Annotated in this window: 21 protein-coding genes; 6 read left to right on the forward strand and 15 right to left on the reverse strand. The window is 72.4% G+C overall.

Going from position 1 to position 22,218, the window contains the following annotated elements:
- Window positions 1-44 precede the first annotated feature (44 nt).
- Window positions 45-809, reverse strand: a complete 765-nt coding sequence (locus CP982_RS26295; RefSeq protein WP_150512744.1) for an alpha/beta hydrolase — start codon at window positions 807-809, stop codon at window positions 45-47.
- A 102-nt stretch (window positions 810-911) separates the two neighbouring features.
- Between CP982_RS26295 and CP982_RS26300 the strand changes: the two genes are divergently transcribed.
- Both CP982_RS26300 and CP982_RS26305 read left to right on the forward strand, forming a co-directional pair.
- Window positions 912-2,105 (forward strand): adenosine deaminase, encoded by a 1,194-nt coding sequence (locus tag CP982_RS26300; RefSeq protein WP_150512745.1) that lies wholly within the window; start codon window positions 912-914, stop codon window positions 2,103-2,105.
- 131 nt (window positions 2,106-2,236) lie between these two features.
- Entirely contained in the window at window positions 2,237-2,701 is a 465-nt protein-coding gene (locus CP982_RS26305) for an ATP-binding protein (protein ID WP_150512746.1), read from the forward strand.
- 67 nt (window positions 2,702-2,768) lie between these two features.
- Here the strand turns inward: CP982_RS26305 and CP982_RS26310 are convergent, their stop codons facing one another.
- The 5 genes from CP982_RS26310 to afsQ1 all read right to left on the reverse strand — a co-directional run bounded on the left by CP982_RS26310 (window position 2,769) and on the right by afsQ1 (window position 6,591).
- The gene (locus CP982_RS26310; protein WP_150512747.1) at window positions 2,769-2,972 is read right to left on the reverse strand and encodes a PspC domain-containing protein; all 204 of its coding nucleotides are present in this window, start codon (window positions 2,970-2,972) and stop codon (window positions 2,769-2,771) included.
- Window positions 2,973-3,074: 102 nt separating this feature from the next.
- Window positions 3,075-3,584, reverse strand: a complete 510-nt coding sequence (locus tag CP982_RS26315; RefSeq protein ID WP_229878531.1) for a VanZ family protein — start codon at window positions 3,582-3,584, stop codon at window positions 3,075-3,077.
- Between the two features lie 129 nt (window positions 3,585-3,713).
- On the reverse strand, window positions 3,714-4,319 hold the full coding sequence (locus CP982_RS26320; RefSeq protein WP_150512749.1) for a hypothetical protein: 606 nt from the start codon (window positions 4,317-4,319) through the stop codon (window positions 3,714-3,716).
- Complete coding sequence (locus CP982_RS26325; protein WP_150512750.1) at window positions 4,316-5,917, reverse strand: sensor histidine kinase; 1,602 nt, start codon at window positions 5,915-5,917, stop codon at window positions 4,316-4,318. Before CP982_RS26325 ends, CP982_RS26320 begins: the two co-directional genes overlap by 4 nt.
- Window positions 5,914-6,591: a two-component system response regulator AfsQ1 gene (gene afsQ1 / locus CP982_RS26330; RefSeq protein WP_030562528.1), complete on the reverse strand. Its 678-nt coding sequence runs from the start codon at window positions 6,589-6,591 to the stop codon at window positions 5,914-5,916. The genes CP982_RS26325 and afsQ1 overlap by 4 nt, the downstream gene beginning before the upstream one ends.
- 212 nt (window positions 6,592-6,803) lie before the next feature.
- Between afsQ1 and CP982_RS26335 the strand changes: the two genes are divergently transcribed.
- Window positions 6,804-7,574 (forward strand): SigE family RNA polymerase sigma factor, encoded by a 771-nt coding sequence (locus tag CP982_RS26335; RefSeq protein WP_150512751.1) that lies wholly within the window; start codon window positions 6,804-6,806, stop codon window positions 7,572-7,574.
- A 168-nt stretch (window positions 7,575-7,742) separates the two neighbouring features.
- On the opposite strand, the gene CP982_RS26340 is transcribed toward CP982_RS26335, so the two are convergent.
- Complete coding sequence (locus CP982_RS26340; protein WP_372503522.1) at window positions 7,743-8,444, reverse strand: uridine kinase family protein; 702 nt, start codon at window positions 8,442-8,444, stop codon at window positions 7,743-7,745.
- Window positions 8,445-8,562: 118 nt separating this feature from the next.
- Here CP982_RS26340 and CP982_RS26345 point away from each other — a divergent pair, with 118 nt between their 5' ends.
- On the forward strand, window positions 8,563-8,946 hold the full coding sequence (locus tag CP982_RS26345; RefSeq protein WP_150512753.1) for a hypothetical protein: 384 nt from the start codon (window positions 8,563-8,565) through the stop codon (window positions 8,944-8,946).
- A 59-nt stretch (window positions 8,947-9,005) separates the two neighbouring features.
- Here the strand turns inward: CP982_RS26345 and CP982_RS26350 are convergent, their stop codons facing one another.
- From CP982_RS26350 to CP982_RS26365, 4 genes are all read right to left on the reverse strand, one after another.
- A complete protein-coding gene (locus tag CP982_RS26350) occupies window positions 9,006-9,899 on the reverse strand; it encodes an aldehyde dehydrogenase family protein (protein WP_150512754.1) in 894 nt (297 codons plus the stop codon).
- A complete protein-coding gene (locus CP982_RS26355) occupies window positions 9,892-11,328 on the reverse strand; it encodes an aldehyde dehydrogenase family protein (protein WP_150512755.1) in 1,437 nt (478 codons plus the stop codon). Before CP982_RS26355 ends, CP982_RS26350 begins: the two co-directional genes overlap by 8 nt.
- A 5-nt stretch (window positions 11,329-11,333) precedes the next feature.
- On the reverse strand, window positions 11,334-12,326 hold the full coding sequence (gene deoC, locus CP982_RS26360; RefSeq protein WP_372503412.1) for a deoxyribose-phosphate aldolase: 993 nt from the start codon (window positions 12,324-12,326) through the stop codon (window positions 11,334-11,336).
- 128 nt (window positions 12,327-12,454) lie between these two features.
- The gene (locus CP982_RS26365) at window positions 12,455-14,788 is read right to left on the reverse strand and encodes a glycosyl hydrolase family 18 protein (RefSeq protein WP_150512756.1); all 2,334 of its coding nucleotides are present in this window, start codon (window positions 14,786-14,788) and stop codon (window positions 12,455-12,457) included.
- A 205-nt stretch (window positions 14,789-14,993) separates the two neighbouring features.
- Between CP982_RS26365 and CP982_RS26370 the strand changes: the two genes are divergently transcribed.
- Window positions 14,994-15,638 (forward strand): PH domain-containing protein, encoded by a 645-nt coding sequence (locus CP982_RS26370; RefSeq protein WP_150512757.1) that lies wholly within the window; start codon window positions 14,994-14,996, stop codon window positions 15,636-15,638.
- 280 nt (window positions 15,639-15,918) lie between these two features.
- On the opposite strand, the gene CP982_RS26375 is transcribed toward CP982_RS26370, so the two are convergent.
- From CP982_RS26375 to CP982_RS26390, 4 genes are all read right to left on the reverse strand, one after another.
- Entirely contained in the window at window positions 15,919-17,139 is a 1,221-nt protein-coding gene (locus CP982_RS26375; protein ID WP_150512758.1) for a mannosyltransferase family protein, read from the reverse strand.
- A gap of 128 nt (window positions 17,140-17,267) precedes the next feature.
- On the reverse strand, window positions 17,268-18,935 hold the full coding sequence (locus CP982_RS26380) for a phospho-sugar mutase (protein WP_150512759.1): 1,668 nt from the start codon (window positions 18,933-18,935) through the stop codon (window positions 17,268-17,270).
- 50 nt (window positions 18,936-18,985) lie between these two features.
- On the reverse strand, window positions 18,986-19,810 hold the full coding sequence (locus tag CP982_RS26385) for a purine-nucleoside phosphorylase (protein WP_144320636.1): 825 nt from the start codon (window positions 19,808-19,810) through the stop codon (window positions 18,986-18,988).
- A gap of 104 nt (window positions 19,811-19,914) precedes the next feature.
- Window positions 19,915-20,352, reverse strand: a complete 438-nt coding sequence (locus CP982_RS26390) for a gamma-glutamylcyclotransferase family protein (RefSeq protein WP_150512760.1) — start codon at window positions 20,350-20,352, stop codon at window positions 19,915-19,917.
- 379 nt (window positions 20,353-20,731) lie between these two features.
- Here CP982_RS26390 and CP982_RS26395 point away from each other — a divergent pair, with 379 nt between their 5' ends.
- Window positions 20,732-22,180 carry an NAD(P)H-quinone dehydrogenase gene (locus CP982_RS26395; protein WP_150512761.1) on the forward strand — a complete coding sequence of 483 codons (1,449 nt, stop codon included), beginning with the start codon at window positions 20,732-20,734 and terminating at the stop codon, window positions 22,178-22,180.
- Window positions 22,181-22,218: the final 38 nt, after the last annotated feature.

Raw genomic sequence — 22,218 nt, forward strand, 5'->3', positions numbered from 1 at the left:
CTGCGCGACCAGCCACAACGCACCCGCAGCCGCAAACGAGCCGCTCAGTGTCGCGACGCCCCACCGAAGCCGGAGGCGAGCGGCATCCGTAAACCGATGGGCGGCGGAGCCGCGAGCGCGTCCTCCAGGGGCCGGGCGTACGGATACCCGTACAAGGACCCCTGGACGAAGTCGGCGGCAAGGGCCAGCACCTCGCTCCGGTGCTGGCTCAGCCGGTGCCCGTCCGAGTGGACCTCGAACCGGCACACGTCGCGGTTCGCCTTCTTCGCCCGCTCCGCGAGCCGGAACGACAGCTCGGGATCGGTCCGTTCGTCGTTCGTGCCGTGCACGATGAGCACCTGCCGCCCCGCCAGCTGCTTCACCGGCTCGGGCGGCGCGGCCACGTCGTCCTCGGGCAGCCACGGCGCCAGCGCGAGCACGGACTGCACGGCGCTGTGACCGGCCGTGCGCAGCGCCGCGCGGCCGCCCATGTCGACCCCGGCGAGGCACACCGGCACGTCGCCGTAGCGGCGCACCACCTCGTCGGCCGCCCACTCGGCGTCCCGGGCGAGCTGCGCCTCGGCGCCGTTCCAGCCGCTCACGCGGTAGCGCACGACGTGGGCCGCGAGCCCGTCGGCACGCCCGGCGCGGGCGAGCCGCCGACCCAGGGGCCGCACCGCCGACGCGGCGAGGAACGACGGCCTGCGGGCCGAAGCCGCGTGCCCGCCCGGCAGGAGCAGCACCACCGCGCTCACCGTCGAGGGGCGCGTGCCGATCACACGCCCGAGCCTGGCCGTGCGCGCCGGACGCGATGTCGCTTGCTGAGCCATGGCAGAACAGTGTCAGAAGTCCCTGTGGATGCCACCCGTCCGCCTGGTCACTGTTACGTATCGACCAGTGAGTTCTACGCGCGTAGGCGTTAGAGTGCGGAAATGACGAGCCAGATCAGGAAGATCACTGAAGGAAGCGGTCACACGGGCCGTGGCACCGCCCCGGGAGTCCCGGACTCCGAGCAGATCCGCCGCGCCCCCAAGGTCCTGCTCCACGACCACCTCGACGGCGGCCTGCGCCCCGGCACCATCGTCGACCTCGCCCGCGAGAGCGGCTACGAGGGCCTCCCCGAGACCGACCCCGACAAGCTCGGCGTCTGGTTCCGCGAGGCCGCCGACTCCGGCTCCCTGGAGCGGTACCTGGAGACGTTCGCGCACACCTGCGCCGTGATGCAGACCAAGGACGCCCTCAAGCGCGTCGCCGCCGAGTGCGCCGAGGACCTCGCCGAGGACGGCGTCGTCTACGCCGAGGTCCGCTACGCCCCGGAGCAGCACCTGGAGGCCGGACTCACCCTCGAAGAGGTCGTCGAGGCCGTCAACGAGGGCTTCCGCGAGGGCGAGCGCCGCGCCCGGGCGAACGGCCACCGCATCCGCGTGGGCGCCCTGCTCACCGCCATGCGGCACGCCGCCCGCGCCCTGGAGATCGCCGAACTCGCCAACCGCTACCGCGACTCGGGCGTCGTCGGCTTCGACATCGCGGGCGCCGAGGCGGGCTTCCCTCCCACCCGCCACCTCGACGCCTTCGAGTACCTGAAGCGCGAGAACAACCACTTCACGATCCACGCCGGTGAGGCCTTCGGCCTGCCCTCGATCTGGCAGGCCCTCCAGTGGTGCGGCGCCGACCGCCTCGGCCACGGCGTGCGCATCATCGACGACATCAAGGTCGACGACGACGGCACCGTGCAGCTCGGCCGCCTCGCCTCGTACGTGCGCGACAAGCGCATCCCGCTGGAGCTGTGCCCCAGCTCGAACCTCCAGACCGGCGCGGCCAGTTCGTACGCCGAGCACCCGATCGGCCTGTTGCGCAAGCTGCACTTCCGGGCGACCGTCAACACCGACAACCGCCTGATGTCCGGCACCAGCATGAGCCGCGAGTTCGAGCACCTGGTCGGCACCTTCGGCTACACGCTCGACGACATGCAGTGGTTCACCGTCAATGCCATGAAGTCGGCGTTCATTCCTTTCGATGAACGCCTCGCGATGATCAATGACGTGATCAAGCCCGGCTATGCGGAGCTCAAGTCCGAATGGCTGTTCCGCCAGACCGCCTCCACCAGCGGATCCGTCGACAGCTAAGCGGATTTTGTACGTCAATGAAGCGGCCGGGAGTACCCACTTCCGGCCGCTTTCGGCTGTTTGCGGCCCGGGCTTGAGGGTGTTTAACGTCGGGGACCGCTCAACGCCCCCGTAGCAAGGACGCATTGAAGATGAAGCAGTCTGCCGTCAAGACCCTCGGTGTCGCCGCGCTCGGTGCCGCCTTCGCCGCCGTCGGCGCGGGCGCCGCGAACGCGGCCCCGGCCACCGTCCCCGACCCCTCCACCGCCCTGGAGACCGTCACCACGACGCTGCCGCTCGACCGGGCCGCGAGCACGCTGCCCGCCGGTGCGCCCGAGTCCCTCGCCGCGGGTCAGGGCGCCCTCACGACCGGCCTGACCGCCGCCCAGCCCGCCGTCGAGAACTTCGTCGGGTCGCTGTCGACCAAGACCCTGGAGACCACGGCCGCCGAAGCCCTCGAGCAGGGCGACGACGAGGGTGAGGACGGCACCAAGGCGGCCAAGCCGAAGCCCGCCGCCCCGGGGGCCAACCCGGTGGGCCAGCTGCTCGGCGGCCTGCCCACGGGGCCCGTCGCGACGCAGGGCCTGCCGACGCAGGGCCTGGGCCTGCCGCTCTGACGGCAGCCGCACACGACTGACGGGGCGCACCCTTGGGGTGCGCCCCGTCGTCGTACGCGCACGGGGGTCACCAGGCGGTCTTCGCCTTGGCGCCCTCCTTCGGCAGCAGCACCCACAGTGCGATGTACAGCAGGAACTGCGGGCCGGGCAGCAGACAGGAGAGCACGAAGATCACGCGCATCGTGGTCGCCGAGGTGCCGAAGCGGCGGGCGAGGGCAGCGCACACGCCGCCGATCATGCGGCCGTCGGCGGGGCGGACAAGGGCGGTCATGGTGGCTCCTTCATGGACCGTGGTCGGGTCGTCGGTCGGGCCCCGGCTCTCCGGTAGCCCGATGACTCCACGGTAGGAGCGGCGGACGGCCGCGGCATCGGGCTAGGGGGCGATGCCGACCCTGGGAATCTTCGGGGTCGCCCCCTGAGGGGCCTCGTCCCGCGTGCGGCGCGCCCGGGGCCGCACACAGCGGCGGCGGCGAAGGCGGGCCCGCGCCGCGGGCACCACGGCGAGATGGGCGAGCCCCACGCCCACGGTGTTCAGGAGCAGCGAGTCCACGTCCACGACCTGCCCGGGCACACCGGTCTGCAGCAGTTCGATGGCGAGCGAGAGCAGGGCGCCCGCCGCGACCGTACGGGCGAGGGAGGCCAGCGGCGACACGTCCAGGCGGCCGCCCACCAGCGGCAGCAGCACCCCCAGGGGCGCGAGCAGCAGCAGCGCGCCGCCGATCTGCCGTGCCGCCTGCTCGGGGCCGCGCTCCAGGTCCGCCTTGATGCCCGCCAGCGGCTCCAGGTTCGCGGCGCTCACCCAGGGCACGTCCAGCGGCCGCAGCGTGATCCACGCGACGACCAGGAGATGCGCGACGAGGAGGACCCCTCCCGCCGCGCGCAAGCGAATGGCGGCACCGCGCCCGCCCGAGCCTTGACGCACGCTCCCCAAGACGCGTCGGGCGGCGGGATCGGTTCCGCGCGAGTAATAACGGGCGGTCGCCCGGGACGCCGCGTGGCGCGAAACGGCCCCTCAGGACTCCAGCGCCCGGGAGGGCGGCGGCACCGTGCCGGGCCGGTCCCTGGCCTCCGGAGTGCATTCGTAGCGCCGCAGCGCCGTGCCCGCGGGGCCGCCCAGAATGACGGACCCGCCGTCGGACGCGGCACTGTCCGCGTACGTGCACACCAGCTGCGCGAGCGCGGCCGTCGGCAGCTCCTGGGGCTGCCTGCTGAGCCGCAGGGCCTCGTTCGGATCGGCCGGGCGCGGCCCGGTGACCGTGATGCCGCGGCGCAGCTCCGTCGCGTACCCGGCCTGCCGCTCGTCCTCCGAGGGCGGTGTGGACAGCTCGTTCAGGAGAGCCTGCGCGATGCGCGCGCGGTCCGTGCCCGTGCGGTCCGTGGGGATGCGCACCGTCCGGTCGACGGCGACCAGCCGGCCCGCGCACAGCAGGAAGATCTGCACGGGCACGCCGGTCGCCTGGTCGCGGGCCGAGATCCCGGAAGCCGCTGCGCCGCACGGCACCCGCGAGGGCGCGGCGCCGAAGTCGGTGGGCACCTCGGTGGAGCGGATGCCGCAGCCGGTGAGCACGGAGGCGAGCGCGGCGGTGGCGAGCACGGCGCGGAGCCGTCGCCTGGTCATGTCTCTTCCTTGCCTTCCTCGGAACGGTCCGCGGCCTGCCCGGCCTGGTTCTGCTCCGCCCGCTCCGGCTCCCGCTCCGCCGTCAGCGGCGAGGCGTCGCGCGGCAGGCGCAGCGTGAACACCGCGCCTCCGGCGGACGAGTTCGCGGCCGTGATCTCGCCCCCGTGGATGTGCGCGTTCTCCAGGGCGATGGACAGGCCGAGGCCACTGCCCTCCGAGCGCGGCCGGGAGGCGCTGGCCTTGTAGAAGCGGTCGAAGACGTGCGGCAGGACGTCCTCGGGGATGCCCGGGCCGCCGTCCTTGACGGAGATGACCAGGCTGTCGCCGTCGAGGCGCACCGACACCTTCACCGGGGAGCCGCCGTGCTTGAGCGCGTTGCCGATGAGGTTCGCCAGGATCACGTCCAGGCGGCGCGGGTCGAGGAGGACCATGATGCCGCGCTCGGCGTCCAGGTCGACGGCGTCCAGCCAGGCGCGGGCGTCGATGCACGCCGTGATCTGGTCGGCGATGTCGACGTGGTCGAGGACGAGGCGAGCGGTGCCCGCGTCGAAGCGGGTCACCTCCATCAGATTCTCCACCAGGTCGTTCAGGCGCCGGGTCTCGCTGACCACGAGCCGGACCGCGGGCTCGATCATCGGATCGACACTGCCCGTCTCGGCGTCCAGCTCCTCCTCCAGGACCTCCGTCACCGCCGTGATGGCGGTCAGCGGGGTCCGCAGCTCGTGCGACATGTCCGCCACGAAGCGCCGGCTCGCCTCGTCGCGGGCGCTCATGTCCGCGACCTTCTTCTCCAGGTTCTCGGCCGTGCGGTTGAACGTACGCGAGAGGTCCGCGAGCTCGTCCGTGCCCGACACCCTGAGCCGGGTGTCCAGCTTGCCCTCGCCGAGGCGGCGCGCGGCGACTCCGAGCCGGTGCACCGGTTTCAGAACGGTCGTCGCGGCCGCCTGCGCGAGCAGCGCGGAACCCACGAGCGCGAGCGCCGTCGCGATCGCGAGCGACCAGCCGAGCGAACTGAGGTCCTTGGCCTCCGGTTCGAGCGACTTGAGCATGTAGCCGGTCGGCCCGCCCCCGACGATCTTCGTACCGCCGACGAGGTACGGAGTGCCGTGTTCGACCGTCCGCTGCCAGTACAGGTGGTACGGGCTCTTGTTGCCGTCGGAGAGCCGCTGCTGCTTCTTCACGGCCTCGCGCAGCGCCTTCGGCACCTTGGCGAGCGTGAACGCGTCCAGGTCGGAGTAGCCGTAGACCATCTCGCCCTGGGCGTTCTCGCCGACCAGGAGCACGCTGTAGCGCTGGCTGCTCTTGGCCATCTGCCCGGCGGCCGCCTGCAGCGCGTCCTGCGTCGGGTTCGGCGGCAGCGCGCCCGCGCGGGTCTGCATCTGCTGCCGGAAGTCCTTGAGCGCGGCGTCCTGCGCACGCGTCAGGACGGCCTCGCGGTTCAGCCAGTACGCGATGCCGGAGGCGGACACCGCCGCCGTCAGGGCCACCAGGGCGAAGACGACGACGAGCCGCAGGCGCAGACTCGTGAAGCGCAGGCCGGACCAGATCGCCTTGCGGGCCGCGGGCAGACCGCGGAGCTTGTCGTGCGGTGGGGTCACTGAGGCGTGTCCAGCCGGTAGCCCACGCCACGCACCGTGCGGATCAGCGTCGGCGAGGACGGCACGTCCTCGACCTTGGCGCGCAGCCGCTGCACACACGCGTCCACGAGCCGCGAGTCGCCCAGGTAGTCGTGCTCCCACACCAGACGGAGGAGCTGCTGGCGCGACAGGGCCTGGCCGGGACGGCGGCTCAGCTCCAGGAGCAGGCGCAGCTCGGTCGGCGTGAGCTGGAGGTCCTCGCCGTTCTTCGTCACCGTCATCGCCGCGCGGTCGATCACGAGGGAACCGAACGTCGCCGCGTCGTTCGCCTCGCGCTCGCCGCGGCGGAGCACCGCCCGGATCCGGGCGTCGAGCACGCGCCCCTGCACGGGCTTGACCACGTAGTCGTCGGCGCCCGACTCCAGGCCCACGACCACGTCGATGTCGTCGCTGCGCGCGGTGAGGAGGATGATCGGCAACTGGTCGGTGCGCCGGATGCGACGGCACACCTCGAAGCCGTCGATGCCGGGCAGCATCACGTCCAGCACGATCAGGTCCGGCCGCTGCTCGCTCAGGAGCTTCAGGCCGTCCTCGCCGGTGGCAGCAGTGGCCACCCGATGGCCCTGGCGCGTCAGTGAGAGCTCCAGGGCCGTCCGGATGGCGTCGTCGTCCTCGATCAGCAACAGGGAAGGCACGAACGTCATTCTGTCCCATGGCGCGGGCGCAGTTCGACTGTTGGCGGGCGTCTCACACCGCACCCACACGAGCGAATGCCGCAACCGATCTTGAACAGGACCCCACGAACCCCTGTGACAGGCCTGTGACAGTCGGCGGACACCGCCATGAAGTCGCTCGTGCAGAGTTTTGGGCACACGGAAATCCCAGACTCCACGACGGGGGGCGCGAGATGAACACGCTGCACAGCACCAGCTCGAGCGCAGTTGTCACGCGTCTGCACGACCTGGGGCGGAGTTCTGAGAAGCACGAGAAGTCCGGTGCCGTGAGCGGGCGGGGGTGCGCTCGCGGCACCGGGCGTCAGCACACCGCGGCTGCGAAGCCGGGCCGCCAGGCCTATATGACGGTGGTTGACGCGCTCAAGGGCGGCAGCGATGGGGGAGCCGCGTACAGGGAGGAATCGGGGGAGCGGACGTCCCGGTCGGAGGCCGAGTTCACGGCCTACGTCCAGGAGCGCCGCGCCTCCCTGTACGCCACCGCCTACCACCTGACCGGCGACCGTTTCGAGGCCGAGGACCTGCTGCAGAGCGCCCTGTTCTCGACGTACCGCGCCTGGGACAGGATCAGCGACAAGGCCGCCGTCGGCGGCTATCTGCGGCGCACCATGACCAATCTGCACATCAGCGCCTGGCGCCGCCGCAAGCTCAACGAGTACCCGACCGAGGAACTGCCGGAGACCGTCGGTGACACGGACGCGATGCGCGGCACCGAGCTGCGCGCCGTCCTGTGGCAGGCGCTCGCCCGGCTGCCCGAGCTCCAGCGCACCATGCTGGTCCTGCGCTACTACGAGGGCCGTACGGACCCGGAGATCGCGGACATCCTCGACATCAGTGTCGGCACGGTGAAGTCCAGCATCTGGCGCTCGCTGCGCCGGCTGCGCGAGGACGAGGTCCTCAGCTTCGGCCGTGACCAGGAGGAGTCCTTCGGCGAGTTGGTCGCCTGAGGATAGGGGGCTGCCGCTCCTAGGGGGGAAGCGGCAGAAAGGGAGGGGAAGCACGGGGGAAAGCGGGGATCACGGGGGATCCACGGGGGAAACACTGCGGGACCGGAAGGCCGGGGGGTCTTTCCGGTCCCGCTCTTTTCGCACGGTCCGACGGTTTCCGGGGCGCGGCTACGCCGCGCCCGCGCGGGCCTTCACACACCGGCCCGCCGCCGCGGCGGCGACGCGGCCGAGGGCCTCCTCCTTGCCGCACGCGTGGGCGCCGAGGGCGGTCTGGCGGGCCACGATGGCGCGTTCGGCGCGCATCAGGCGCCAGCCGCGGCGCAGCAGGAACGGCACGGACTTGCGGCCCTCGCGCAGATCGCGCAGGAGCCGGCGCCGGAACGTCGTCGACGGCCGGCCGCGCAGACAGATCGCGTCCGCCAGGACGCCCAGCTCCCGGCAGCGGTCCACGATGTCCGCGGCGAAGATGCCCTCGGCGATGAACAGCGGCGTGCGCTCGATGTCGAGCGCCTCCTCACCGACGCGCGCGCTCGTCGAGATGTCGTACACCGGCACACGCGTACGGCCCGTGCGGCACAGCTCCTCGATCGCCGCGACGGCGACGTCCGCGTCCCAGGACAGGGGGGAGTCCCAGTCGATGTCCGAGCTGCCCTCGACCAGCGGCAGCGAAGGGTCGGTCCCCTCCTTGTAGAAGTCGTCGAGACACAGGACGGGCAGCCCGCTGCGGGTGGCGAACGACGACTTGCCGGAGCCTGAAGGCCCGGTGAGCAGGACGACGCGCGTGGGTATCGGAGGATGGGAACTCACGAGAGAACAGTCTGCGGCATTCCGGTGGGGCGGGGGTCCGGCGGGGCGGGCTTTGGTCGGAATGTGCTTGCACGGCTACGCTGCGTGCGCGCACGGTTACTCACGGCGAGTTCGTTAGGTGGTCCACATGGTCCAGATGGCGCGAAACCCAGCTCGGTCCGCGGCGCGGAGCGGCGCGTCGATGTCGTCCTCCGCCCCGGTGCGGGCGCTTCTGCGGGCGGGCCTCACGGTGTCCGCGGCGGGGGCCGCCCTCGGTGTCGGCGCGGGTGGTGCGAGTGGCGCGGAGCTCGCGCCGCCGCCCGTCGCCTCGCAGGCCGGTGGTCTGGGGAACCTGGACGTACAGGCGGCCACCGCGGCCCTGGGGCCCGCGCTCGCGCCCGCGAAGCGGCTGAAGCTCGACCCGCTGGCGGGCACGGGCGTGGATCCGCTCGACAACGCGGTGGGCACGCAGGTCGCCGACTTCCAGCCGGTCAGCACGGGGATGGCGACGGGGCCGCTGACGCAGGGCGGGGCCCTCGGTGATCTGCCCGTGACGGGGGCGGTGTCGGGGCTGTTGCCCGGGTGAACGGCGAGCGCCGGACGGCCTGGAGACAGGCCGTCCGGCGCTCGCGGGTCGCGGGGTGCTCAGTACGAGGAACCCGAGGCGCCCAGGGAGCCCGTGGGGTGCCAGACCGTCTTCGTCTCCAGGAACGCGGTGAGGCGCTCCGTGCCCGGGGACGCGGTAAAGTCCGTGTCCACAGCCTGTGGACGCAGCACGCGCTTCAGATTGTCCGCCGCCGCGATCTCCAGGTCCTTCGCGAGGTCCGCGGACGTGCCCGTGAGGTCGAGGGCGTTCACGTCCTGGTGGGCGGCGAGCGGGGCCGCGAGCTCCGCCGTCCGGCCGGAGAGGATGTTGACCACGCCGCCGGGGACGTCGGACGTGGCGAGCACCTCGCCCAGGGACAGGGCGGGCAGCGGGGCCTGCTCGGCGGCGATGACGACCGCCGTGTTGCCCGTGGCGATCACCGGGGCGAGCACGGAGACCAGGCCCAGGAAGGACGACTCCTGGGGCGCGACCACCGCGACGACACCCGTCGGCTCGGGGGTGGAGAGGTTGAAGAACGGGCCCGCGACCGGGTTCGCCCCGCCCGCGATCTGGGCGATCTTGTCGGTCCAGCCCGCGTACCAGACCCAGCGGTCGATGGCCGCGTCGACCACGGCGGCGGCCTTGGACTTCGACAGGCCCTCCGCCTCGGCGACCTCGCGCACGAACTGCTCGCGGCGGCCCTCCAGCATCTCGGCCACGCGGTAGAGGATCTGGCCGCGCAGATACGCCGCCGCGTTCGACCAGCCGCCGAACGCCTTGCGCGCGGCCACGACCGCGTCACGGGCGTCCTTGCGGGACGACTGCGGGGCGTTGGCCAGCCAGTTGCCCTTGGAGTCCGTCACTTCGTACACCCGGCCGCTCTCGGAACGGGGGAACTTGCCCCCGACGTACAGCTTGTAGGTCTTGAAGACGCTGAGACGTGCATCAGACATCGAGGTAAGCCTCCAGGCCGTGGCGGCCGCCCTCGCGGCCGAAGCCCGACTCCTTGTAGCCGCCGAAGGGCGAGGTCGGGTCGAACTTGTTGAAGGTGTTGGCCCAGACGACACCGGCGCGGAGCTTGTTCGCGACCGCGAGGATGCGCGAGCCCTTCTCCGTCCAGATGCCCGCGGACAGGCCGTACTGCGTGTTGTTCGCCTTGGCGACGGCCTCGTCCGGCGTGCGGAAGGTGAGGACGGACAGGACCGGGCCGAAGATCTCGTCGCGGGCGATGGTGTGCGCCTGGGTGACGCCGGTGAACAGCGTCGGGGCGAACCAGTAGCCCGATGTGGGCAGCTCGCAGGCCGGGGACCAGCGCTCGGCGCCCTCCGCCTCGCCCCGGTCGGCGAGCGAGGTGATGCGGGCCAGCTGCTCGGCGGAGTTGATCGCGCCGATGTCGGTGTTCTTGTCGAGCGGGTCGCCGAGGCGCAGCGTCGAGAGCCTGCGCTTGAGGGCGTCCAGGAGCTCGTCCTGGATCGACTCCTGGACCAGGAGGCGCGAGCCCGCGCAGCAGACCTGGCCCTGGTTGAAGAAGATGCCCGTGACGATGCCCTCGACGGCCTGGTCGATCGGCGCGTCGTCGAAGACGATGTTCGCGCCCTTGCCGCCCAGTTCGAGGGTGAGCTTCTTGTCCGTGCCCGCGACCGTGCGGGCGATCTGCTTGCCGACGGCCGTGGAGCCGGTGAAGGCGACCTTGTTGACGTCGGGGTGCGCGACGAGGGCCGCGCCCGTGTCGCCGTACCCGGGAAGGATGTTGACGACGCCCTTCGGCAGGCCCGCCTGGCGGCAGATGTCCGCGAAGAAGAGAGCCGACAGCGGAGTGGTCTCGGCGGGCTTGAGGACCACCGTGTTGCCCGTCGCGAGCGCCGGGGCGATCTTCCAGGCCAGCATCAGGAGCGGGAAGTTCCAGGGGATGACCTGGCCCGCGACGCCCAGCGGGCGCGGGTTCGCGCCGTACCCGGCGTGGTCGAGCTTGTCGGCCCAGCCCGCGTAGTAGAAGAAGTGCGCGGCGACCAGCGGGAGGTCCGCGTCGCGGGTCTCCTTGATCGGCTTGCCGTTGTCGAGGGTCTCCAGGACGGCCAGCTCGCGGCTGCGCTCCTGGATGATGCGGGCGATGCGGAAGAGGTACTTCGCCCGCTCGGCGCCCGGCAGGGCGGACCACTTCTCGAAGGCCTTGCGGGCGGCCTTCACCGCGCGCTCGACGTCCGCCTCGCCGGCCTGGGCGACCTCGGAGAGGACCTCCTCGGTGGACGGGGAGACGGTCTTGAAGACCTTGCCGTCCGCGGCCTCGGTGAACTCGCCGTCGATGAACAGGCCGTAGGAGGGGGCGATGTCGACGACCGAGCGGGACTCGGGGGCCGGTGCGTACTCGAAAATCGATGCCATGGCGATCAGTCCACCGTCACGTAGTCAGGGCCGGAGTAGCGTCCGGTGGCCAGCTTCTGACGCTGCATCAGCAGATCGTTGAGCAGGCTCGACGCGCCGAAGCGGAACCAGTGGTTGTCCAGCCAGTCCGCGCCCGCGGTCTCGTTCACCAGGACCAGGAACTTGATGGCGTCCTTCGTCGTGCGGATGCCGCCCGCGGGCTTCACGCCGATCTGGACGCCGGTCTGCGCGCGGAAGTCGCGGACGGCCTCCAGCATCAGCAGGGTGTTGGCGGGCGTCGCGTTGACCCCGACCTTGCCGGTCGACGTCTTGATGAAGTCGGCGCCCGCGAGCATGCCGAGCCAGCTCGCGCGGCGGATGTTGTCGTACGTCGACAGCTCGCCGGTCTCGAAGATGACCTTGAGGCGGGCGTGCTGTGCGGCTTCCTTGACGGCGACGATCTCCTCGTACACCTTCAGGTAGTCGCCGGAGAGGAACGCGCCGCGGTCGATGACCATGTCGATCTCGTCGGCGCCCGCGGCGACGGCGTCGCGGACGTCCGCGAGCTTCACGCCGAGGGCGGCGCGGCCCGCGGGGAACGCGGTCGCGACCGAGGCGACCTTCACGTCCGAGCCCGCGACGGCCTCCTTCGCGGTGGCCACCATGTCCGGGTAGACGCAGACGGCGGCGGTGCGGGGCGTGTCGCGGTCCGTCGGGTCCGGGTGGACGGCCTTGGCGCCGAGCGCGCGGACCTTGCCGACGGTGTCGGCGCCCTCCAGGGTCGTCAGGTCGATCATGGAGATGGCCAGGTCGATGGCGTACGCCTTGGCCGTGGTCTTGATCGACCGCGTCCCGAGGGCGGCGGCGCGGGCTTCGAGGCCGACCGCGTCCACGCCCGGCAGGCCGTGCAGGAAGCGGTGCAGCGTGGCGGCCGACGTCGTGACGTCGGCGAAGGGGCTGCCGGTGGGTGCGGCCGCCCCGGCTGTCCCTGGGGGTGATGTCGTCGTCGGCATAGTCACGAGGGGAGCATATCTACGCGCGTAGCGGCCTGTACAGGGGCATACGGTCCTCGCTGGGGAGCGCGCGGAGCGCGCGTACCGCGAACAGTGCGGTTCGCGGTACGCACGTCACCGCGGGGTGAGCGTGCTCACTTCAGGCCGTTGTCCAGGGCCGTCATGAGGGTGCCGGTCGGGGTGTCGCCCGACATCTCCCAGACCATGCCGCCGAGCAGGCCCTTCGACTTGATCCACGCGGTCTTCTTGCCGATCGACCAGGTGTCGTCGAAGCTCCACCACTGGCCGTTGTTGCCCGTGTAGCCGTAGGTGGAGACGGACTGTTCGTCGTGGTGCACGGTCATGTTCGGGACGCTGGTGATCAGGTTGTGGTAGCCCCTGGTTCCCGCCTCCTCCGGGAACTGGCCGGGGGCCGCGCCGTTCGCCGACTGCCATTCGCCCTTGACGCCGCCGTCGGCGACCTCCTTCCAGCCGCGGCCGTAGAACGGGAAGCCGACGGTCAGCTTCCGCGGGTTCACTCCGGCGTCCAGATAGGTCTGTACGGCCTTCGCGACGCTGAAGTCGAAGGAATAGGGGTCCTGTGCGTCGCGGTGCAGATTGGCCTGGTGGCCGGTGCGCTTGGGCTCCCAGGAGTCGTCGCTGCCCGCGCCGTGGAAGTCGTAGCCCTGGACGTTGGCGAAGTCCAGGTACTCGAAGATCTTCTTGATGTCCCAGCCCGCCTCGATCTTCGCCGGGTCGGCCGGGGTGAAGGCGGTCAGGAGCTTGTGGCTGCCGCCGGTGGCGTCGAGCTGCTTGCGGAACTCGGCGAGCAGCGCCGTGAGGTTGTCCTTGTCGGCCGGGCCCCAGTGGTTGCCGGGGTGTCCCTCGGAGCCCGGCCACTCCCAGTCGATGTCGATGCCGTCGAAGACGCCCGCGCCGGTGCCGGGGCCGCCCGCGCCGTTGTAGACGGGCAGGTCGCCCTTGATCCAGGTGTCGACGCAGGACTTCACGAACTTCGTCCGGGACGCGGGCGTGGCCGCCGCGTCGGCGAAGAACTTCGAGAACGTCCAGCCGCCGAGCGAGACGACGACCTTCAGGTGCGGGTGCTTGGCCTTGAGCTTCTTGAGCTGGTTGAAGTTGCCGCGCAGCTTGCCCCAGCCGTCGTCCGCGACCCCGTCCACCGACTGCGCGGCGGAGAAGGCGCGGCCGTAGTCGGCCTCGGCGTCGCCCGCGCCGGTGCCCTCGTCCGGGTCCTGCGGCTTGCCGGAGACGCCCTTGACCACCCCGGCCAGGCAGGTGTGGTTGACCGGGTCGACGTTCTCGAAGGCGTAGTTGATGACGTCGAGCTTGGCCGCGGCCCCCGAGGTGTCCAGGTTCTTCACGAAGAACTGGCGGCCGTAGATGCCCCACTGGGCGAAGTAGCCGACCGTGAGGTGGTTGCCGGGTCCCGCCGCGTCGTCGGTGGTGACGTTCACGGCGTTCGACGCGGGCGACTCGTTGTCGGCGGTGTCACGCGCCTTGACGGTGAAGGCGTAGGCGGTGGCGGGGGTCAGGCCCTCGACGGTCGCGGTGGTCGCCGAGGCGGGGACCGTCTTCGCGAGCTCCTTGCCGCGGTAGACGTCGTAGGCGGCCACGGCCACGTTGTCCGTGGACTTCTCCCAGGCCAGGGTCGCCGAGACCTGGGTCTTGCCGGTGGCGCGCAGACTGCCGGGCGCGGTCGGCGGACTCGGGTCGGTCGAGGGGTCGACGGTCGTCGCGCTGACCGGCGGGCTCTGCGGGCCGGTGTTGCCGCGCCGGTCCTTGGCCCGGACGGTGAAGGAGTACCGGGTGGCCGGGGCCAGCTCGGTGACGGTCGCGCTGTTGGTCGCCGAGCTCGCGACCACGCTGGCGCCGCTGAGGACCTCGTACGTCGTGACCGGGTAGTCGCCCGCGCCCGCCGGGGGCCAGGTCAGGGAGATCGTGCGGGAGGTGGCGGTGGTGACGGTCGGGGTGCCGGGCGCGGTCGGGGGCTTGTCCGGCGTGCCGTCGCACTTGTCGCCGTTGACCGTGCAGCCCGTGGGCGTGCCGATCGGGCCGCGCGCGGTGAACTGGTAGCTGTACGGCTCGGTGGAGCCGCCCGCCGGGACGCGGCCGTTGTAGTACGCGTTCTTCACGGTGACGTGGCTGCCCGAGACGGTCGCCTCGCCGTGGGTGTGGCCGCTGACGGTGACGCCCGGCGGCAGGTCGAACTCGAGCGTCCAGTTGGCGGACGCGGCGGAGCCGCTGTTGCGGACGACGTACTTGCCCTGCCAGGACGAGCCGCTGCCCTCGGTGCTGAAGGCCGCGGTGAGGGTGCCCGCGGCGATGGCGGGGGCCGCCGCGAGCGCGGTGAGCAGCGCCGCGGGGAGCAGCAGGGCGGCGAGCAGTACGGCGGTCCTGCCGTGCAGGGCCGCGGCCGCTCTGCGCAGGAGTCCGGGCGTTCTCCTGGTTCCTGGTCCGGTGGGGGTCATGACTCTCCTCGGGGGTGTTCGTTGCGGGTGACTCCTCGGGGTGCGTACGGGGGGTGGGTGTGGGAGTGCCGTGCGGTGCCGGGCCGCCGCGTCGCCGGGCGACGGTTAGGCGTACATGACAACCCTCGACGGTACTAGGTCTGGACCAATCGCCATACCCCCGCCGCGCGCGGCGCCCGTCGGCGCGTCAGGCAGAATCAGCCGTATGACGAGCGACCCGCAGCCCACCCCGGCGGAGCCCACCCCCGCGTACAAGGACCGCGTCTACCGGTCGCACGCGGCCATCGCGGGCGGCGTCATGCTGCTCGCGATCGGTGCCTGGCTGGGCATCGACGCGCTGATCCGGGGCGAGGGGCGCACCCCCTGGTTGGCCCTCGCGGGGCTGCTCTTCGCGGTGCCGCTGGTCGTCGCCTACACCGTGCGGCCCGCCGTGTACGCGAGCGAGGACCGGCTGCGCGTCCGCAACCCGTTCCGCACGATCGTCCTGCCGTGGGGCGCGATCTCGGGGCTCCGCTCCGGGTACTCGAACGAGGTCTTCACGCAGGACGGCACCAAGTACCAGCTCTGGGCCATCCCGGTGTCCCTGCGCGGCCGCAAGCGCGCCGCCCAGCGGCACGCGCGCCAGGTCGCCTCCGACGACCCGTCCGCGAGCCTCGTCCGCCCCGGCAGCGCGCACGAGAACACGCGCGCGCCCGGCGACCAGGCCATGGACGACCTGCGGGAGATCTCCGAGCGCCGCGAGGGCGCGGCGGACGCGCAGGGCGAGCCGCTGGCGCGCTGGGCGTACGAGATCCTCGGCCCGAGCCTCGCGGGCGCGGTCGTCCTGGCCGTGCTGCTCGCCACCGGCTGAGGCCTCGGGGCCGGGGAGGAGCCGGACACGGCCGTCGCCGTGTCCGGCCGGGCGGCGCCCCACAAGGGGGGTGAGCGGGGCGCCGGAGCCGCCGGCTCCCACTGGGGGGCCGGGGAGCCGCCGGACAGCGCTTCCATAGTGAGGCATCGTTGTCCTCGCGCGGCATCCGCTGCGTCCGCCGGGCGTCAATTCCCCACGAACCGGGCCGGATTCAACACGGCCGAGGCCGGGATGCAGTGGACACCCATGCCCCCGGCGTGCCCCGGCGCACCCGGGCGGCTCACGGCGGACCCAGCCACACGAGCAGCATGTGCCCGCCGAACGCCGCCGACACCAGGGCCGCGCCCGTGAGCACCGGCACCACCAGCCGCGCCCGGGCCCGCGCGAGGGCGAGCGCCACCGGGAGCAGCAGCGGAAAGCCCGGCAGCAGGAACCGCGCCCGGGGGAAGTACACGCCCCGGGAGCCGAGCACGATCGCGAGCAGCAGGCCCGTGAACACCAGCAGCGGCAGCGGCTGCTCGCGCCCCGCCACCGAGAGCGCGAACAGCACGAGCGCGCCGAACAGGACCAGCGTCACCATCACCAGGAACAGCTGCGGCCGCTCCACGACGAACAGGCTCTTCACCCAGCGCAGGGTGCCGACCCCGCCGTCCCACTCGTTGTGCCACCACTTCTGCACCGCGAAGTAGCCGTCCCAGCGGCCGAGCCTGACGCCCACCCAGCCGACGTACGCGAGCCAGCCAAGGGGCGCGAGGACCGCCCCCGCGAGGGCCCGCGGGCAGAAGCCGCGGCGCAGCGCGAGCACCGCCGTCACCGAGACCGCCGCGGCCACCGCGATGCCGGTCGGACGGGTCAGGCCCGCGAGCGCGGCACAGACCCCCGCCGTCACCCAGCGCCCGGTGAGGACCGCGTACAGGGACCACGCCACGAACGCCGTGAACAGGGACTCCGTGTAGCCCATCCACTGCACGAGGGCCACGGGGAGGCACGCCCACAGCGTCACGAGCAGCACGCCGGCCCGCCGCCCGTGCAGCCGGTCGCCGACCTTGAAGATCCCCCAGGCCGCGAGGAACGAGGCCGCGAACGCGATCGCCAGGCCCACCGCGCCGCGCGGCGCGGGCAGCAGCTGCTCGCCCGCCCGGATCAGCAGCGGGTACAGCGGGAAGAACGCCAGGTTGTTCGCGTCGAAGGTGTGGCCGAGCGTGTCCGCGTACCCGTGCTCGGCGATCTTCAAGTACCAGTCGCAGTCCCAGGACTCGGCGAGCAGGTGCCAGACGCCGCGGTGCTCGCGGCGGGCCCAGAAGGCGAACACCAGCAGGCCGAGCACGCGCACCGCCGCGTACGCCAGGAGCGCGGGGGCCGCGTGCCGCAGCGCGTCGCCCGCCCGTGCGCGCGGGCCCCTCGACGGCCGTGCGGCAGGACGGGAGCGGCGCGACGAGGGGACGCGGGACGGCGTGCCGGCGGCGAGGCCGGAGAGGCGGGCGAGGGGTCCGTACGGCACGGCGGCTCCCGGGCGTGACAAAAAGAAGGTGCGCTACCGGTCGGACCCTTCCTGGGGTGACCGGCAGCGCACCTGCACGCTGCGTCAGTTGCCGCGCGGAACCACCCGTACGGGTGGAGCCCCGGGTCTCAGATTCCGGCCGCCACCGCGAAGTCCCGCTTCAGGGCGGCCAGGAGCTCCGCGGCCCGCACATGGGCGGCGGGCAGGCCCGAGCGGTCCGCGACCGGCACCACGACCTCCAGATAGCACTTCAGCTTCGGCTCGGTGCCGCTCGGGCGCACGATCACACGCGCGCCTTCGAGGGTGTAGCGCAGGCCGTCCGTGGGCGGCAGCTGCGCCGAGCCCTCGGTCAGGTCCTCCGCGCGCGTCACCGCGAGCCCGGCGAGGCCCGCGGGCGGCTGCTCGCGCAGGCGCCGCATGGCGTCCGCGATCAGCGACAGGTCCTCCACGCGCACCGACAGCTGGTCGGTGGCGTGCAGGCCGTGCTCGACCGCCAGGTCGTCGAGGAGGTCGAGCAGCGTGCGGCCCTCCTCCTTCAGCTCCGAGGCCAGCTCGGTGATCAGGAGCGCCGCCGTGATGCCGTCCTTGTCGCGGACGCCCTCGGGGTCGACGCAGTAGCCGAGCGCCTCCTCGTAGCCGTACCGCAGGCCGTCCACGCGGGCGATCCACTTGAAGCCCGTGAGGGTCTCCTCGTACGCCAGGCCCGCCTTCTCGGCGATCCGGCCGAGCAGCGACGACGACACGATCGACTCCGCGAAGGTGCCGCGCGCGCCGCGGCGCACCAAGTGCTGCGCGAGCAGCGCGCCGACCTCGTCGCCGCGCAGCATCCGCCACTCGGTCCGCTCGGCGTCGGTGGGCACGGCCACCGCGCAGCGGTCCGCGTCCGGGTCGTTGGCGATCACCAGGTCGGGCCGCGCCTCACGGGCCGCGGCGAACGCCAGGTCCATCGCGCCCGGCTCCTCCGGGTTCGGGAACGCCACCGTCGGGAAGTCCGGGTCCGCTTCGGCCTGCGCGGCCACGAGCACCGGCTCGGGGAAGGAGGCCCGCGCGAAGGCGGCGAGGAGCGTGTCCTTGCCGACGCCGTGCATGGCCGTGTAGACGGTCCGGGCGGTCCGGGCCGAGCCCTGGGCCAGGACCGCGTCCGTACGGGCCAGATAGGCCCCCAGGACCTCGTCGCCGAGCACTTCCCAGCCGGACTCCGGGCGCGGTACGTCGTGCAGGCTCGCCACCGCGTCGATCTCCGCGGCGATCTCCCCGTCGGCGGGCGGCACGATCTGCGAGCCGTCGCCCAGGTAGACCTTGTAGCCGTTGTCGCGCGGCGGGTTGTGGCTGGCCGTGACCTCCACGCCCGCGACGGCGCCCAGGTGCCGTATGGCGAAGGCGAGGACCGGCGTGGGCAGCGGCCGGGGCAGGACGGCGGCGCGCAGCCCCGCCCCGGTCATGACGGCCGCCGTGTCCCGCGCGAAGTCCGCCGACTTGTGACGGGCGTCGTAGCCGATGACGACCAGGCCCTCGGTGTGGCCCTTGCCCTTCAGGTACGCGGCGAGGCCCGCGGCCGCGCGGATCACCACGGAGCGGTTCATCCGCATCGGCCCCGCGCCCAGCTCGCCGCGGAGTCCGGCGGTGCCGAACTGGAGCGTCCCGCCGAAGCGGGCGGCGAGGTCGGCCAGGACGTCCGCGTCGTCCGCCCCCGCGATGAGCTTCGCCAGCTCCTCGCGGGTCTCCGCGTCCGGGTCCTCGTCGAGCCACGCCTGGGCCCGGGCGATGAGTACGTCGTGGTCCTGGTGGTCCTGCACGTGTGGTCAGCCTCTCCGTGAGGGGGGTCGTACGGCCGGGGGTGGCGCGGTCAGAGGCGGCCGAGGACCTTGCCGAGCAGCTCGCCCATGCGGGTCGCCGAGTCGCGGCCCGCCTGGAGGACCTCCTCGTGGTTCAGCGGCTCGCCCGTCATGCCCGCGGCGAGGTTGGTGACCAGGGAGATGCCGAGCACCTCGGCGCCGGCCTCGCGGGCGGCGATCGCCTCCAGGACCGTCGACATGCCGACGAGGTCCGCGCCGATGGTGCGGGCCATGCGGATCTCGGCGGGCGTCTCGTAGTGCGGGCCGGGGAACTGCGCGTACACGCCCTCTTCGAGGGTGGGGTCGACCTCCTTGCACAGCGCGCGCAGGCGCGGCGAGTACAGGTCCGTGAGGTCCACGAAGTTCGCGCCGACGATCGGGGACGTCGCCGTGAGGTTCAGGTGGTCGCTGATCAGGACCGGCTGGCCGGGGCGCATGCCCTCGCGCAGACCGCCGCAGCCGTTGGTGAGCACGATGGTCTTGCAGCCCGCGGCGACGGCGGTGCGCACGCCGTGCGCGACGGCGGCCACGCCGCGGCCCTCGTAGTAGTGCGTGCGGCCCAGGAAGACCAGGACGCGCTTGTCACCGACCTTGACGGAGCGGATCTTGCCGCCGTGGCCCGCGACGGCGGGCGGCGGGAAGCCGGGCAGCTCGGTGACCGGGAACTCGGCCTCGGGGGCGCCGAGCGCGTCGACGGCCGGTGCCCAGCCGGAGCCCATCACGAGGGCGACGTCGTGGGTCTCGGCGCCCGTCAGCTCACGCAGGCGCGTGGCGGCGGCGTCGGCGGCGGCGTACGGGTCGCCCTGGATGTCGTCCGGAATAACTGAAGCGTTCACGCCGACGAGGGTAGCCGGTTACGCCCTACGCGCGTAGATGACGAGGCTCACGGGATGGCGATCGTTGCCTTGTCGTTTCCGACAAGCTGATCGCCCCGGGGGTGTCAGCAGGGGCGTTTGCGCAGTTCCATCACGTAGTCGTGGGGGGCGCCCGCGGACTCGGCGGCGTCGGCCAGCTCCCCGAGGTAGCGCGCCGACGGCAGGCCGCCCTCGTAGCCGTTCAGGACGTAGACCCACGCGGGCTCCTCGCCCTCCAGGGTGTGGATCCGCACGCGCATGCGGCGGTAGATGTCGAGGCCGACGCCCTCCCAGCGGTCCAGGGAGTCCTCGTCCATCGGCGCCACGTCGTACAGGGTGACGAAGACCTGGGAGCGCGGGGCCTCCACGATCGTGGCGAGTGCGCCCTCCCAGCCCATGTGCTCGCCCCCGAACGTCAGCCGCCAGCCGTTCAGCCAGCCGGTCGCGCGCAGCGGCGAGTGCGGGGCGCGGCGCGTCATGAGCCGCGCGTCGAGATTGCCGGCGTACGCGGCGTAGAGCGACATGCCGTCGAGGGTACGGCTTTCTGGCGTGGGCGCCCTACGCAGTTGCCGTTCTGGGGGCTGCGCCCCCATTCCCTGCTCTTTGGCGCTTTCGTGCCTTGTCGTCGGAGGCTGGGTGGGTGGATTCCCGCGCTGCGCGCTTGTCCTCAAACGCCGGACGGGCTGGATGTCGGTGCTGTGCGGTTGTCCTCGTGCGTCCGGGTGGGTGGGTTTCCGCGCTGCGCGCTTGTCCTCAAACGCCGGACGGGCTGGATGGTGCGCTTGGCGCTCGTCGTCGGGTGCCGGTGGGCGGTGTGCCGCGTCTGCCCAGGGACCTGTCGGGGCGCGGTGCGGCGCGCTGGATGCGGCCCCGGGTCAACGGGGGAGCGGGGGGTGCGGGAGAATGGAGTACGTGACTCGGATCGTGATCATTGGTGGCGGACCCGGCGGATACGAGGCGGCGCTCGTCGCGGCCCAGCTCGGCGCGGAGGTGACCGTCGTCGACTGCGACGGTCTGGGCGGGGCGTCGGTGCTCACCGACTGCGTGCCGTCGAAGACCCTGATCGCGACGGCCGAGGTGATGACCACCTTTGATTCGTCGTACGAAGAGCTCGGGATCATCGTCGAGGACGACACGCCCCACATCGACCAGGCCGCCCGGGTCGTGGGCGTGGACCTCGGCAAGGTCAACCGCCGGGTGAAGCGGCTCGCGCTCGCCCAGTCGCACGACATCACCGCGTCCGTCACCAGGGCGGGCGCGCGCGTGCTGCGCGGGCGCGGGCGCCTTGAGGGCCAGCAGGCCATGGACGGCTCGCGGACCGTCGTCGTGCGCGCCGCGGACGGGTCGGAGGAGCGGCTCACCGCCGACGCCGTGCTCATCGCCACCGGCGGCCACCCGCGCGAGCTGCCGGACGCGCAGCCGGACGGCGAGCGCATCCTGAACTGGACGCAGGTGTACGACCTCGACGAGCTGCCCGAGGAGCTCATCGTGGTCGGCTCCGGCGTCACCGGCGCCGAGTTCGCGGGCGCCTACCAGGCGCTCGGCTCGAAGGTGACGCTCGTGTCGTCGCGCGACCGCGTGCTGCCGGGCGAGGACCCGGACGCCGCCGCCGTCCTGGAGGACGTCTTCCGGCGCCGCGGGATGAACGTGATGGCGCGCTCGCGCGCCGCCTCCGCCAAGCGCGTCGGGGACCGCGTGGAGGTCACCCTCGCCGACGGGCGCGTCATCTCCGGCACGCACTGCCTGATGGCCGTCGGCGCCATCCCCAACAGCAGCGGCATGGGCCTGGAGGAGGCCGGGGTCAAGCTCAAGGACTCCGGGCACATCTGGACCGACCGGGTGTCCAGGACCTCCGCGCCCGGCGTGTACGCCGCCGGTGACGTCACGGGCATCTTCGCCCTCGCCTCGGTCGCCGCCATGCAGGGCCGCATCGCGATGTACCACTTCCTGGGCGACGCGGTGACCCCGCTGAACCTGAAGACCGTCTCGTCGAACGTCTTCACCGACCCGGAGATCGCCACCGTCGGCTACACCCAGGCCGACGTCGACGCGGACAAGATCGACGCCCGGGTCGTGAAGCTGCCGCTGCTGCGCAATCCGCGCGCGAAGATGCAGGGCATCCGGGACGGTTTCGTCAAGATCTTCTGCCGTCCGGGCACGGGCATCGTGGTCGGCGGCGTGGTCGTCGCGCCGCGCGCTTCGGAACTGATCCACCCCATCTCGATCGCGGTCGACAACAATCTGACGGTGGAGCAGATCGCTAACGCCTTCACCGTGTACCCCTCGCTTTCGGGGTCGATCGCCGAGGTGGCCCGGCAGCTGCACACCCGCAAGACGAGCGCCGAGGCCTGATTCCGGCACCCCCGACGTCTCGAACCGCTGCGCACGGC

The organism is Streptomyces spectabilis (assembly GCF_008704795.1).
Classification (GTDB): domain Bacteria; phylum Actinomycetota; class Actinomycetes; order Streptomycetales; family Streptomycetaceae; genus Streptomyces; species Streptomyces spectabilis.

Excerpts from the sequence above, each read along its gene's own strand:
- CP982_RS26390 (WP_150512760.1), bottom strand. The coding sequence starts at position 20,352 with ATGTCGCTCTACGCCGCGTACGCCGGCAATCTCGACGCGCGGCTCATG.
- CP982_RS26310 (WP_150512747.1), bottom strand. The coding sequence starts at position 2,972 with ATGACCGCCCTTGTCCGCCCCGCCGACGGCCGCATGATCGGCGGCGTG.
- CP982_RS26335 (WP_150512751.1), top strand. The coding sequence starts at position 6,804 with ATGAACACGCTGCACAGCACCAGCTCGAGCGCAGTTGTCACGCGTCTG.
- CP982_RS26295 (WP_150512744.1), bottom strand. The coding sequence starts at position 809 with ATGGCTCAGCAAGCGACATCGCGTCCGGCGCGCACGGCCAGGCTCGGG.
- CP982_RS26395 (WP_150512761.1), top strand. The coding sequence starts at position 20,732 with ATGGAGTACGTGACTCGGATCGTGATCATTGGTGGCGGACCCGGCGGA.
- CP982_RS26365 (WP_150512756.1), bottom strand. The coding sequence starts at position 14,788 with ATGACCCCCACCGGACCAGGAACCAGGAGAACGCCCGGACTCCTGCGC.
- CP982_RS26320 (WP_150512749.1), bottom strand. The coding sequence starts at position 4,319 with ATGACCAGGCGACGGCTCCGCGCCGTGCTCGCCACCGCCGCGCTCGCC.
- CP982_RS26300 (WP_150512745.1), top strand. The coding sequence starts at position 912 with ATGACGAGCCAGATCAGGAAGATCACTGAAGGAAGCGGTCACACGGGC.
- CP982_RS26355 (WP_150512755.1), bottom strand. The coding sequence starts at position 11,328 with ATGGCATCGATTTTCGAGTACGCACCGGCCCCCGAGTCCCGCTCGGTC.
- CP982_RS26370 (WP_150512757.1), top strand. The coding sequence starts at position 14,994 with ATGACGAGCGACCCGCAGCCCACCCCGGCGGAGCCCACCCCCGCGTAC.
- CP982_RS26305 (WP_150512746.1), top strand. The coding sequence starts at position 2,237 with ATGAAGCAGTCTGCCGTCAAGACCCTCGGTGTCGCCGCGCTCGGTGCC.
- CP982_RS26345 (WP_150512753.1), top strand. The coding sequence starts at position 8,563 with ATGTCGTCCTCCGCCCCGGTGCGGGCGCTTCTGCGGGCGGGCCTCACG.
- CP982_RS26350 (WP_150512754.1), bottom strand. The coding sequence starts at position 9,899 with ATGTCTGATGCACGTCTCAGCGTCTTCAAGACCTACAAGCTGTACGTC.